The sequence below is a fragment of the Bacillus cereus group sp. TH152-1LC genome, from assembly GCF_027710505.1.
Classification (GTDB): Bacteria; Bacillota; Bacilli; order Bacillales; family Bacillaceae_G; genus Bacillus_A; species Bacillus_A mobilis.
This window is the reverse complement of sequence record NZ_JAQFNK010000018.1, coordinates 49,574-63,016: the sequence shown is the minus strand read 5'-3', so window position 1 is coordinate 63,016 and position 13,443 is coordinate 49,574. Positions and strand designations below refer to the sequence as shown.

Here is a 13,443-nt window from a genome sequence, read left to right as displayed (position 1 = left end):
CTTCAGCATCCAAAATCCCTTCGGAATCACTTTAATACATCATTGTACGGACCTAATTGCTTTTTAGAAAAGTAATGGATTGTCTCCTTACTTTTCAGTAACATATTTCCTTTTATAATTTTTAAAAATGATATTATAGTTTTTCAATTCTCATATAAAGTCTATTGACTGTATATATCTTTCTCTATATTCTTTAACAACATTTCCAACCTATCCCTAGTAACTTGATTAAAATGTGGATTTAATTCCTTTATTATGAATTCAAGTAACTCATAGCTTATGTATTCACCCAATTCCAGTGAATATTGTTCAGCTAAAAAAGACTTTAATTTTTTAGAGATATCAATCTTATCCTTTTTACTAATTTTTATCTCCATTCGATAACAAACCCCTCTTAGATTAATCTGAAAAGCTAATTAAAATAACTTTTTATTACCTGCGAACTGGTCACTGTTGCATATCATTTTTATATTTGAAGTATCTCTGTTTTATATATTACACAGCACAATATATAAAACAAAGCCCAAATACAGAATTTTTAACTTTATCAACTTTTTTAGGAATTCCAAATAAAATTAACTTTTTCATATTATTAAATTTTTTCTATAAATTTTTCATACCTTCTACCTTTTTGGCACTTTCGTTACCGTAAGTTGCAATTTTCCTCATTTTTAAAATAATACAACCTAGACTCAATGCAAAAAGTGAAATGAATAATATAACTGTAATCTTTTCACTTTTAAATTTTAGAGTAAATGAGGAAAGGGATGCTCCTCCCTTTTCATTATTTTGAGGAGAAAAATTTAGAAATTTTGTACGTCCAAACATGTACCAAACAAATAGTGTAAAAATAAAGAATAAAATACCATTCATAAAATTTTATAATATAATTAACTAGTAACGGAAACCCTAGCGCCCCAACCCCAAACCATACTTCGAGAATGCTAAATTTAGCAGCACTATTCCTTTCTGCTGAAATAATAAAGGAACCCATCGTAGTTTCTAACAAACCTGCTCCATAGCCTAATACAAAGCAAATAACAGTTAAATATGCCCATTCTTTAATATATATAAAACCTCCTAGAACGATGGACATTACTAAAACACCTAATGTTATTGTTTTAAAATAATGATACTTTCTTACTAGTATGGGTGAACTTAGAACACCAAATAAAAAACCCGTAAATTGAAAAAATATTAAAACACCTAATTGACCAGGGGCTCTTCCATAATATTGTATTTAATGAAGGAATTAAACTACCTATGCAAACATGTATTATTCCTACAATAAAATAAAACAAGCAACCATATCTAGTCCTTTATCCGGACAAAAAATCGATCCAGTCAAAACTTTAAAATTGATAGTTTACCTGTAGGTACCAAAGAATTGAAATGGGTTATTGTACCTTCAGAAAAAGATCATCCTTCTACTATCTCTTTCAATGTAATGATTGATGTTCCCCTAGGTACTGATTCTATTCGTTGGAAAAATATTTCACATGAATCTAGGACTGAAGCTTACACAAATACCAAATATTATATCGCAAGTCCAATTGGTGCCACTAGCAAATTCACTGTGCAAATTTATGCTATTACAAATTAGAAAATAAAGAATCCCAATGGAGTACCATTGGGATTCTTTTTCGATTTCATTTCGTAAACAATAGATGGAGATTAAATTTATTTGCAAATCATTTAAACCATTTGAGAATTTATATTTTGAACGGCCGTTTATTTCCAAAGAAAAATCCAAAAATATTAACTACATTTTCCTGCTTATCATTTACTCAAAACTGGATTCCAAAGCGATAGGGCAAAAATCCAATTTGTGTCACCATTGCCTTGATAACCTTGAACTGCTTCATACACTTTCCCCTCATATACTACTCTATCACCTTTAGTATATGCTTTTCTCGCATCCCATTTTTCATATGTGGAATCCTCTGCCTTTGTTGTTACATCCAATACATCACTTCTACTAGATTCATTTCCAGCTAAATCAACCGCTGTTACTACATATTTATACGGTGTATTAGCCTTCAATTCCTTATCCATAAAGTTAGACTCTTTATTTTAATACTAGTAGAATCATTTCGTTCATAGAGACTATCTTCAATTAATATTAAAAGCTACTTTCTGGTTGCTGTTGTCCATCTTCACCTATACAGTTAGTTTGTAAGAACCCTCCTCTTAAGGAAGGCCCTATCTTTTATCAGAAGTAGAATTCAATTTAATGCTTAGGGCAAACATTTTATCGCAGACACTATCAAAGGTACATTGCATCATTTAACAAATATTTTAATCCTACCGCTAGACTTACAATAAGTATAGACAAATATCAATTTCCGCACCAATACTATTGATAAAACCAATAGTATGTTGATCAAAACATAAAGAAGGGACTTCATTATTTTCTATTTTTACAACAACAGATAATTTGCATTTTAGATTATGTTTACTTTGCATATTAATTATTTCATTTTTTTTATGTTCCAATATGGAAATTAACTTTTTTACAACCTCTTCTGCATTAAGAGATTCTTCATACCCTGTTTCAATACTCCAGTTTGTTTCTTCCCGAATAAATAACGAATTACCTCTAATAAAGTCACCTTTTTTATAAGTCATCGTTGGTTCTAAATTAAATTGTTTAGTTAGCTCTTCTGGATTAAATATTTCTCCGAAAATGGCTAGTTCTACATTTATTAATGTACTCAAATTATTTAACACATCCCTATTAATATTTGAAGTAAAGGATAATAAATTTTATCCTTTACTTCATACTTATAATTCATTATAACTAAAAATCTAAAGTCATTTTTTCACAAATGACTTTAGATTTTTTTATTTTATAAATGAATCAGTTGGTATCGGAGTTCCTTTTCCACCTTTTAGGTAAATCCAAAGTCTTCCTGTTTTCTTATCCACATAGATATCATATTTTGAAATACTAACACTTCTACCCAAGTAGTCTCTTTTTAATTCGTGAGCATCAATACCTTTTCTTTTAAGGAATTTATCATCAACCTTATTTATACTCTTGGGAACCTGTTTCATTGCTGAAGTTACTGCTTGTTTTCCATACTTTTTTATTGCATATTGTATACCATATCTAGCCACAGCCGCTACTACTACAGGCCAAATAGAAGCACTTGCTTTTAGGGTATTAACTTCATATTCTTTTCCTGTTTCTTGATCAACGAATGTAGCTATAAAGTCATTTCCTTCAACTTCCTGTACATAAACATCAAAGTTTTGTTGGGTTTCTTCACCATTTTCATCAACCGTCTTACCGAATACAGTAATTCCCCCTGTTTCAAGGTTCATGTCGATATCTGTTGAAACTGACAAATCTGTTGTGTCTAAAGTTGTATTAACTACGACCTTTTCGTCTGTTTCTTTTTCTATATTAATCTTTAATTCATTTGAAACTTCAATTCCTAATTCTTTATTTACTTCAGATTCCACTTTACTTACATCAACGGAAGTTACTTTATCTTGTATTCCTGTATCTGCTTTTACATATTGTATATTAGGAAGTAAAGTAAGTAACATAGAAAACACTAATATTTTAACAATTACGTTTTTCATTAATCGATCTCCTCTTTCAATCTATCATTATTAATCCAGAACCATATTCGGAATCATATCCTTTTTCACCTAGATCTTTAGTTTTATCATTTAAATAAGATTTAATATTCTGACCATTGAAAATTATATCTTTTTGTGCTAATAGGACTGCTACAGTACCCGTAACATACGCAGTAGCAAAAGAGGTACCACTATAATATGAATAGTCACCTTTATTATCAGTAGTTAAGATATTTATTCCGGGAGCTGCATAATCTATTTTCCCTTTTGCAGATACACCAGATCGTTTTAAATTTTCTTTTATTGCTGAAACAGATATTACATTTTCATATTTAGCTGGATAATCAACTGATAATCCTAATGTATTTCCTGAAGCTGCAACAATTATGATTCCCTTGTCTAATGCTTCATCTATAGCTTCTTTTAATTTCGGATTATCTGATTGTACACCGAAACTAATATTCATTATTTGCACATTTTCTTGAATGCACCATTGTATACCTTTAATTAATGTATCAATATCTGCTAAACCTTTGTCATCGAGAACTTTAACGTCATAAATCTCTGCATTAGGGGATATTCCAGTGAGACCTAAATCATCATCATGGGCGGCTATGATTCCAGCAACTGCAGTCCCATGTCCATAATTATCAACATTTTCGTTTCCTGGATTAATAGCATTATAATCTTTTACAATTTTTCCTTTTAAATCTTGATGATTTTTATTAATCCCACTATCCAATATTGCTACTTTGACTTTAGGTAATGACTTATAGTCATTAATCTTAGTCTCATCAGAATATATTGCTTTAAATCCCCAATTCTTTTGTTTAGTAATCTTTGCTTCGTCGCTCTTCTCTTTTTTAGATGCGGGTTTGCTGTTTGAGCTAAAACAAGAACATAAAAAAAAGAGACAAATTATACTGATGGAACAAACTTTTTTTATAAACATCACTCCTTTATCTTGTATGTCCCCAAATATTTTTTCTCCTAAAATGAAAGGGCATACATTTTGTAGTAAAGTTAAAGTTCTTATGACCCTTTAAATACTAAGGTCAATAGAAATTAATAACAAGCCTATTATTCTCTTTCTTTTTTTTGTATAATCAATATGAATAATCGGAATATTACACCTCGTTTAATATTGTTTAATTTAAATATACAGTTTTTAATTATTTGTAAATGTACTATTTTCATATAGTCTTTAACATCAGAATTAATGAGAAATTTGCAACTATATATTATGCAACCTTTATTTTCCGACCATTTATGATGTGCTAAAAACCGAGTTTAATTTAACCTATTCCCCGAAAGAATTCTCCTTCCTCAAGGAACGCGAAATGGGTAAGTGGGAGATACAATGACTTCGGACATGTGATGAAATAAAGCCATTTTAGTTGTCCGCCATACATGGGGTACCGGCCCATTCCCATCAACCTAAGAAAACAAATGTGGGATACTTCAAAATATTAGCTTGATGCACATGGATCAGCACCCTAATAGGCTTGGATTAAAATCATAACAACCAGCTAAAAAAAGATTGCTGTAATAGAAGTTATGCATATAATTAAAAAAGGACAAACTATCCCAGATGAATAGTTTGTCCAAAACCAGAATCTCTTTGGTTTAACACTATATAATTTAGTTCCGCTAGGAATCTTTCATTCTCATTTCATATCCTATTATTTTTGCATCAGAACTAACTACAGTAAATTAGAATAATGACTTAATACTTGCTAGAACAGTAAGTATCCCTATAACAATTACAAATACATTACTCATTTTCCCTCTGTATTTTGCTAGTACTGGTACTTTACGAATCGCATACATCGGTAATAGACATAAGATAGCAGCGACTAACGGACCGCTAAGGGCATCAATGATTCCAAGAATACTTGGATTTGTATAAGCAACATACCAACATGTTAATACAACAAAAGTAAGAATCATTGTCTTAACTGTTTTTTCTCCTATATCTTTCCCACGTTTTTTACTGGACTTGATAATCATGTCACGCATTACCTCATACGCTCCTATATAATGGCCAAGGAAAGACTTTGTAATAGCCACAAATGCAATCATAGGAGCTGCAATAGTGATTACTGGCGAATTAAGCTCATTAGCAAGATATGATAGGATTGACAAGTTCTGTTCTTTTGCCACCTTAAGATCATCTGGAGTCAAACTTAAAGTACTGCTCCAAACAAAAAACATAACAACAGCGAATGTCATAATATAACAAACTTTTTGTATTTGAGCACACTTGGCATCAGTAGCGTCTATTCCATACGTAGCTCTCTGTTTCATAACAAATGACGAAATCATAGGAGAATGATTAAACGAGAATACGATGATTGGTAGTATCATCCAAACCGTTCCGAAATACCCTGTTCCAGCTGAAACAGTAGAAACACTTGAAAAACTTAGCATTGAAGTATTCCATTGTGGAATTAAAGATATTGCAATAAAAAGTAGAGAAGCAATGAAAGGATATACTAGCATGCTCATTATCTTTACAGTAATATCCTGACCCAAATTTAGTATAGTGATAAGACCGAGTACTAATACAAGTGATAAAATAGCCCTTGGAGGCTCCGGCATGTGCAATTGGTGTACAATAAAACTACTTGCCGTATTTGTAAGTGCGACCGAGTACATCAGCACGATCGTATAAATGAAGACGAAATATACGATGTTAAAAATGATACTTGCTTTATTTCCGAAATATTCTCTTATTGTACCTGTAATCCCCTCATCGGCAGAATTCGAAGCGTAAATCATTTTAGCAAGCGCCCTATGTGAGTAGTACATAACTGGATATGCAAGTATGGTAATTAACAGCAATGATAATAAACCACCTGAACCTGCATTAATCGGTAAAAAGAGTACCCCTGCTCCAATTGCTGTTCCAAAAAGGCTCAATGCCCAGGTAGTATCCTGTTTATGCCATTTTTTAGGGTCTAGGTATTTTTCATTTTTTACTGCCGTATTATCAGCTTGAAATTCTATGTTTTTTGCAGTATTCCCATTCATATATTAATTCCTCCTTGTTTCCTATTCTTACGTCTTTATTTAAGGTATAGGAATATAGACCGTTCTTTTTGTTTATAAAGTGCGCCACATCGTATATCCTTCTTCTAAGTTGATCAGACTCAAAAAATTAACGAAGCATCAACCTGACGAGTTTGTTACCACTTACAAAATGTTTCAATTATATAGTAGGATATTTTATTGATAATTCCCCCAATATCCAGAAATCCTTAAGCGAACAATAGAGAATAGATTGTTAACCTTTTCACAATATAGACGTTAACTGTTCATTGATTTGATTGTTTCTCCCCAAATATTTTATTTTTAATGGCAATCCCTGTAGGTGTAGCCGCAATTCCACCTAAACCTGTCTCTCTTAATTCGCGAGGAATCTGTCTTCCAACTCTATACATCGCTTCAATAACTTCGTCAGCATTGATGATATTGTTTACGCCGGCTAATGCAATGTCCGCTGCTGCTAAAGCATTTGTCGCTCCAATGGCGTTTCTCTTTACACAAGGAATTTCTACCAAACCAGCGACCGGATCACAAACTAAACCGAGTAAATTTTGTAATGCAATCGAAAAAGCTTCAGAAGATTGCTGTGGCGTTCCACCTGCAGCTTCTACCGCAGCTGCAGCCGCCATTGCTGAGGCACTGCCTACTTCAGCTTGACATCCTCCATACGCTCCTGAAATACAAGCGTTGTTTGCTACTATCGTTCCAAATAACGCTGATGTGAATAGAAAATGTATCATATCTTCATAACTTAACTGCAACGTATCCTTAATACTAAATAGGACTCCCGGAATCGTCCCACTCGCACCCGCTGTTGGAGTTGCACAAATAGCTCCTAATGCAGCATTTACTTCATTAACACCGATAGCACTTTGAATCCCTAACACCATCAAATCTCCAGAAAGAGTTTTCCTATTTTCTCGATAGTTTTTAATTTTAACTGCATCACCTCCGGTTAAACCGGTTGGAGAAAATACACCGTCGCCCTCGATACTTTTATTTATAGCATTTTGCATAGTCGCTAAATTTTGTTCCATTTTACTCCAAACTTCTTCATAAGAAGTTTTAGTTTGTTCGATTTCCTGTTCAATTGCTAATTCATGAATTGTCTTTTGACTTTTATTAGCTGCATCCACAATTTCTTTTATGGCCATATACATATTTTTTCTCTCCTTAATGTAACTAAAGAATAATAAGATTAGCTATATTGCTTAAATTCCCTAACTCCTTCTGAGCATTACCAGGCAATAGCGAATCCAAAGCGAATGCATATAAATATTTTGTTTTATCTTTCAAACTATGAAAGTTGTTAATTTCAACATCATATTGTTTAAAGATCCTGCGTAAGACAAATTCAAAGTCAGCTCTTTCTGAAATTGCAATAACAACTGGCAATGGCCCCTGCAGTTCTAAGCTAAATCCGTCAATTTCAACATGTTTGACTTCGATCAATCCACCACCGACTGAAATACCCACCGTTCTAATACTTCGACTATCATCCTCTACATATACATCTGCCGTATTTGGATGACCGGCAGGACTATCACCTGATTTTTCAATAAAAGTAATGTCAATCCCTTTAGATTCTGCTATTTTAATAGCATCTGGCACTTTGCTGTCGTCGGCAGCAAAGCCTAATATACCAGCAATTATTGCAAAATCAGTTCCGTGACCTTTATGGGTTTCAGCAAATGATTCATAATACGTTACCACAACTTTTTTTGGAAGACCTTGAAATAATTTATTAGCAACTGTTCCAATAGACAAAGCACCTGCAGTATGTGAACTTGAAGGACCTATCATTATGGGCCCAATCACATCAAAACAACTTTTGTATTTAACAACCTTTTTTTCTTTAATAGATGCTACATTTATGTTCATATAAGCACCCCCATGGTTTATTATTTTTAATTGCTGTTGAATCTAAGTTATTAGCATAATCAATTTAAAATAAGACCCTTTTTTGATAGCGCTTTCTTTCTTGAGTTGAATAAACTTTCCTTTTGTTCCACAACCCTCCATATAGTAATCATATCAGTATGTAAAATTTCAGAAAATTACTGGCAAGTTCTTTAGAATTTTCGAACCAAAACGAGGTTTAATATTTTCGCTAAAGGTCATATATTATCTCTCGACGCCCTCATTATAACTTGTATATTTATGAGTTCAATCTTTTTTTATTTTTAGAAAGATTGAATAGGCAGAATTTTGAATGGGTAATAAATTTCACTTAGTATGTAGCAATTATGTCCTTTGTTTGAAGCTGTATTAGTTAATAGAAAAGTAAAAATAACACAGAATTACTTTCATTAACACATTGATTATATTGAAAAATCATTATAAAGATACTTATATTGTCCTATGTTGGAACATCTTATTTTGGACGTTAAAGCTGTTGTAATAAATGATTATTGAAGATGGAAAGTAATAAGTTAATAAAATATAAAACCATTTTGTTTAATAATAAAATATCACGAATTTATATGCATTATTCAGAAAAAAAGAACTTTTCTTGATGAATCCTAAAGTACTAATTTATAACTATCCACTACTATAAAATAGGATGTTAACTCTTCTATATAGGTTATATATTATTTATCCCAAAACCCTAATGAAATTGGATATTTAGAAGTGTTATCTTCATAAATAGAAATTTCACTTGCTGTTTTAATAGTTGAATAGATCATTACAATTCAACTACCTTATATATTATTCCCTCATTTATTAATTCTCTCCCCACCTATCGATTTGAGGTAAAATAAGGGGATTATATATAAATAATATCATCATCAACGTGCAATTTATAAAAACAATTAAAAAAACAAATTCAAAACACCTTTCTTTAATGGTGAATGAAAGGTGTTTTGAATTTTAAAATATCATATATTATTTAGAATGATATACTAGCGAAAGAGATGCACTTACTTCTTCTGTGCCGGCAGATATCTCTTCTGTTAATGCAGAAACTTCTTGAATTTGACTTATTATTTTATCTAAATCTCTCATAATAGATGAGAATGTTAGATCCACTTTGTAGGCCGCTTCTTTTCCTTCTTCTACCGCAACTACTGCAAACGGTTCGCAAGGTTATTAAGTGCGAGTCGTTCAAACTTAGTGAGTTACCTCTTTTAAAATAGTAGAAATACTATCCTCTAACATTTCCAATCCTTTACTTAATCCTTCTAAGTCTATTGTTAAAGAAGGTAACAACTTAATAACTTCATCATTAGGTCCAGATGTTTCAATAATTAGACCATTTTCAAATGCAACTGAGCAAATCTTTTTAGCTATTCCAAAAGTATTACACGCTATGCCCTGCATAAAGCCTCTCCCTCGTACTTCTCCTTGAAGTTGGGGGTATTTCAAACAAATCTCATTAAGAAAGCTAGTGATTTTTTCACTTTTCCATTTTAAAGCATTAATAAACTCTATATCTTTCCAATAACTCAAAGCTTCTGTAGCTGCTAAAAATGCTAGATTATTCCCTCGAAACGTTCCATTATGTTCTCCTGGTTCCCACTTATCATATTCCGGTTTAATTAGTGTAATAGCCATCGGAAGGCCAATGCCACTTATAGATTTTGACAAACAAATTATGTCTGGTTTAATGCTCGCAGGTTCAAAGCTAAAAAATGTCCCCGTACGTCCGCACCCTGCTTGAATATCATCGACAATCAATAATATATTATATTTTTTACACAGTCTGTCAATTCCCTTTAACCATTGGGAACTAGCCGTATTTAAACCACCCTCACCTTGAACTGTTTCTAGAATAATTGCAGCAGGTAAATCCACTCCACTTCCACTATCGTCTAATACTTTTTCTAAATAGGATAAAGAATTAAGGGAATCTAAATAATTTTCATACGGCATGATAATACTATTATTTAGTGGTACTCCAGCCCCCTTTCTCTTAAAATGATTACTCGTTATCGAAAGTGATCCTAAACTCATTCCATGAAAAGCATTTGAAAAACTTATGATATTTGTTCGTCCAGTCACTTTTCGAGCAATTTTCAGTGCACTTTCAACAGAATTTGTACCTGTTGGACCAGGAAACATAATTTTATAGTTTAAATCACGTGGTTCCAAAATAATTTTGTTAAATTGCTTTAAAAAATTCACTTTAGCACTTGTTCCCATATCAAGACTATGAATAATACCATCTTCTAAAAGATAATCTATTAATACCTGTTTCATTTTATCATCATTATGTCCATAATTAAGAGCACCAGCACCTGAGAAAAAGTCAATATACTCTTTTCCATCTACATCCCATAATTTATATCCTTTAGACTTAGTGAAGATCGTTGGAAAGCTTCTGCTATAACTTCGAACTTGGGATTCTAGTTCATTAAATATATCCATTTTTGAACTAACTACCATAAAAGAGCACCTCCTAATTTTTCGTTTTTACTATACTCACAAAGAATAATGAAAAGTTATATAATTGCTATTGTAAATTTATACCGAATGCATATCTTTATAGCGATGAGCTGCTATTGCTGCTTGACCAAGAGAGATTCCCCCATCATTGGTAGGTACTTGTTTGTGCATGTAAACCTCGAATTTACAAGCCTTAAGTGACTTATAGGTTTCTACAAGTAAAAACTTATTTAAAAATACTCCCCCACTAAGAACTAGTTTATTAATCCCTGTTTCTTGACGAATTTGTTTACAGGTTTCTGTAATCATTTGAACCATTGTATAATGAAAACGATAGCTCAATTCACCCTTGGTATACTTATCTTTAAGTATCAAAGATACCAACTCTTTAAACATAGGTTTTATATCGATTTTTCTAATTCCATTCGAAGCAACTATTTCATATGATAATAAAGGATTGGAAGAATTATTGATATCAATCGCTTGCTCCAACTCAATAGCAGCCTGTCCTTCATATTGGACTGTTTCACGGACACCCAATAGTGCTGAAACAGCATCAAAAAGCCTTCCCATACTTGAAGTAAGAGGAGAATTAATTCCTTTTTGAATCATTTTTATAAGTACATCTAGTTCAAAACTATTTCGCTCTGAAATTATCTTTATTGGTAATTCTTTGACTTGTTCACCATATATTTGCGTCAATATTCCTAAAGCAATTCTATACGGTTCTTTAACAGCTTTATCACCGCCTGGCAGCTGAAAGTAATCGATATATGCCGCTCTTTGATAATTAAGAAAATCACCGATTAAAAACTCTCCACCCCAAATATTCCCATCATCACCATAACCCGTACCATCTAAAATAACTCCTAAAACAGGACCATCTAATTGATTATCAACCATACAAGAAGCCATGTGGGCATGATGATGCTGAACCTGTACAACTGGTAAAACTTTTTGATCAAATGCATATTTTGTACTATAAAAATCAGGATGAAGATCACTTGCAATTACAGAAGGACTAATTTCAAAGATTTTTTGTAAGTGAGCTATAGTATTTTTAAACGATTCATAAATTTTATAGTTTTTTAAATCACCAATATGATGACTAATAAAAGCTTTTTCGTCTTTAGTTAGGCAAATCGTATTCTTTAATTCTGCTCCTAAAGCAAGTACATTAGTTGATCCTTCTTTAAAATCAATTGGGTTTGGTACATAACCTCTAGCGCGACGAATTATTTGTAGTTTTATTACTTCATCATCTAAATCAATACCCCTAACAATAGAGTCATCTACTCTAGTGAATATCTCCCTATTGTGTACTAAATAATAATCTGCAATTCCCTTTAGCTGCTCAATTACATCTCCATCTTTATATACAATAGGTTCATCAGAAACATTGGCGCTCGTAGCTATTAATGCAATAAAATTCCCTCTTAAAATAAGATGATGAAGTGGTGTATATGCTAACATTACCCCATAATTATTATTATTTGGTGCAACATCTAAAGAAATAAACTCATTATCCTTTTTGTTCAATAACACAATTGGTCGTTCTTTAGAAACTAATAAAGTTTCTTCATTTTTTGTTATTTCAGCAAAATTTTTCACATCATCTAATTGAGATGACATTAAAGCAAAAGGTTTTTCATCCCGTTTTTTTCTTTTTCTTAATTCTTTTACAGCTTCATGATTCATTGGATCTACAACTAAGTGATATCCACCTAACCCTTTAATAGCTAGGATTTTCCCCTTTTTCAACAAATCAATTGTTTTTTCTATTGGATTATCAGTGGAGACATTTGTACCATCTGTTGTTTTCAATTGAACTTGTGGTCCACATTTCCAGCAAGCATTTGGTTGGGCATGGAATCTCCGATCCAATATGTCTTTGTATTCTTTATCACACTCTTTGCACATAGGAAATTTGGCCATTGTAGTATATGGTCTATCATAAGGAATATCTTTTATTATTGAATATCTAGGTCCACAATTTGTACAATTAATAAATGGATAACGAAACCTTCTATTCGTTGGATCAAATAATTCGTCTAAACATTCATTACATACATAAGTATCAGGAGATATTAAAGTTTGCCTACTACTATGTTTTTGGCTACTCAAAATATCAAAAGAGCTATAACGATTGTTGGATTCTTGTTCCTCTATTAATTTAACCTCTTGCACATAAGCCAATTCTGGGGAATTAAATTCAATATCATGAATAAAATGCGTAATATTATTTTGTTCCCCTTCTACTTCTATAAGCACTCCATTTGAATCATTTAACACCCATCCGTTTAGATGATACTTTTTTGCTATCCTATATACGAAAGGTCTAAAACCAACACCTTGCACAATGCCTTTAACTTGATACTTTTTTATAAACATATTTATTACTTTTTTCATAGATTGTCT

10 protein-coding genes and 4 pseudogenes are annotated in these 13,443 nt (G+C 32.0%); 1 reads left to right on the top strand and 13 read right to left on the bottom strand.

Annotated features, from left to right (window positions below; genetic code table 11):
• Positions 1 to 26: 26 nt before the first annotated feature.
• From PDL00_RS26995 to PDL00_RS26985, 3 genes and pseudogenes are all read right to left on the bottom strand, one after another.
• Positions 27 to 122: pseudogene (locus PDL00_RS26995) on the bottom strand (HXXEE domain-containing protein); the annotation flags it as partial.
• A 39-nt stretch (positions 123 to 161) separates the two neighbouring features.
• The gene (locus tag PDL00_RS26990) at positions 162 to 377 is read right to left on the bottom strand and encodes a DUF2164 family protein (RefSeq protein ID WP_000403244.1); all 216 of its coding nucleotides are present in this window, start codon (positions 375 to 377) and stop codon (positions 162 to 164) included.
• Positions 378 to 696: 319 nt separating this feature from the next.
• Positions 697 to 1,265, bottom strand: a pseudogene (locus tag PDL00_RS26985) (MFS transporter); the annotation flags it as partial.
• Between the two features lie 36 nt (positions 1,266 to 1,301).
• On the opposite strand from PDL00_RS26985, the pseudogene PDL00_RS26980 reads away from it, so the two are divergent.
• Positions 1,302 to 1,603, top strand: a pseudogene (locus PDL00_RS26980) (hypothetical protein); the annotation flags it as partial.
• A 176-nt stretch (positions 1,604 to 1,779) separates the two neighbouring features.
• Here PDL00_RS26980 and PDL00_RS26975 read toward each other — a convergent pair.
• The 10 genes and pseudogenes from PDL00_RS26975 to hypF all read right to left on the bottom strand — a co-directional run.
• Positions 1,780 to 2,064 (bottom strand): annotated as a pseudogene (locus tag PDL00_RS26975) (carbohydrate-binding protein); the annotation flags it as partial.
• A gap of 252 nt (positions 2,065 to 2,316) precedes the next feature.
• A complete protein-coding gene (locus tag PDL00_RS26970) occupies positions 2,317 to 2,718 on the bottom strand; it encodes a DUF4279 domain-containing protein (protein WP_000105602.1) in 402 nt (133 codons plus the stop codon).
• A gap of 126 nt (positions 2,719 to 2,844) precedes the next feature.
• Positions 2,845 to 3,591 carry an SAR2788 family putative toxin gene (locus PDL00_RS26965; protein ID WP_000800054.1) on the bottom strand — a complete coding sequence of 249 codons (747 nt, stop codon included), beginning with the start codon at positions 3,589 to 3,591 and terminating at the stop codon, positions 2,845 to 2,847.
• A gap of 16 nt (positions 3,592 to 3,607) precedes the next feature.
• On the bottom strand, positions 3,608 to 4,543 hold the full coding sequence (locus PDL00_RS26960; RefSeq protein ID WP_242254284.1) for a S8 family peptidase: 936 nt from the start codon (positions 4,541 to 4,543) through the stop codon (positions 3,608 to 3,610).
• 761 nt (positions 4,544 to 5,304) lie between these two features.
• Positions 5,305 to 6,624 carry an aromatic amino acid transport family protein gene (locus tag PDL00_RS26955; protein WP_270732415.1) on the bottom strand — a complete coding sequence of 440 codons (1,320 nt, stop codon included), beginning with the start codon at positions 6,622 to 6,624 and terminating at the stop codon, positions 5,305 to 5,307.
• A gap of 284 nt (positions 6,625 to 6,908) precedes the next feature.
• Entirely contained in the window at positions 6,909 to 7,799 is an 891-nt protein-coding gene (gene sdaAA / locus PDL00_RS26950) for an L-serine ammonia-lyase, iron-sulfur-dependent, subunit alpha (RefSeq protein WP_270732412.1), read from the bottom strand.
• A 22-nt stretch (positions 7,800 to 7,821) separates the two neighbouring features.
• A complete protein-coding gene (gene sdaAB, locus PDL00_RS26945; protein ID WP_098320637.1) occupies positions 7,822 to 8,520 on the bottom strand; it encodes an L-serine ammonia-lyase, iron-sulfur-dependent subunit beta in 699 nt (232 codons plus the stop codon).
• 1,005 nt (positions 8,521 to 9,525) lie between these two features.
• Positions 9,526 to 9,669: a hypothetical protein gene (locus tag PDL00_RS26940; protein WP_000366276.1), complete on the bottom strand. Its 144-nt coding sequence runs from the start codon at positions 9,667 to 9,669 to the stop codon at positions 9,526 to 9,528.
• Between the two features lie 81 nt (positions 9,670 to 9,750).
• A complete protein-coding gene (gene ectB, locus PDL00_RS26935) occupies positions 9,751 to 11,025 on the bottom strand; it encodes a diaminobutyrate--2-oxoglutarate transaminase (RefSeq protein WP_098320635.1) in 1,275 nt (424 codons plus the stop codon).
• A 78-nt stretch (positions 11,026 to 11,103) separates the two neighbouring features.
• Positions 11,104 to 13,434, bottom strand: coding sequence for a carbamoyltransferase HypF (gene hypF, locus PDL00_RS26930; protein ID WP_242254280.1), 2,331 nt, complete (start codon positions 13,432 to 13,434; stop codon positions 11,104 to 11,106).
• Positions 13,435 to 13,443 lie beyond the last annotated feature (9 nt).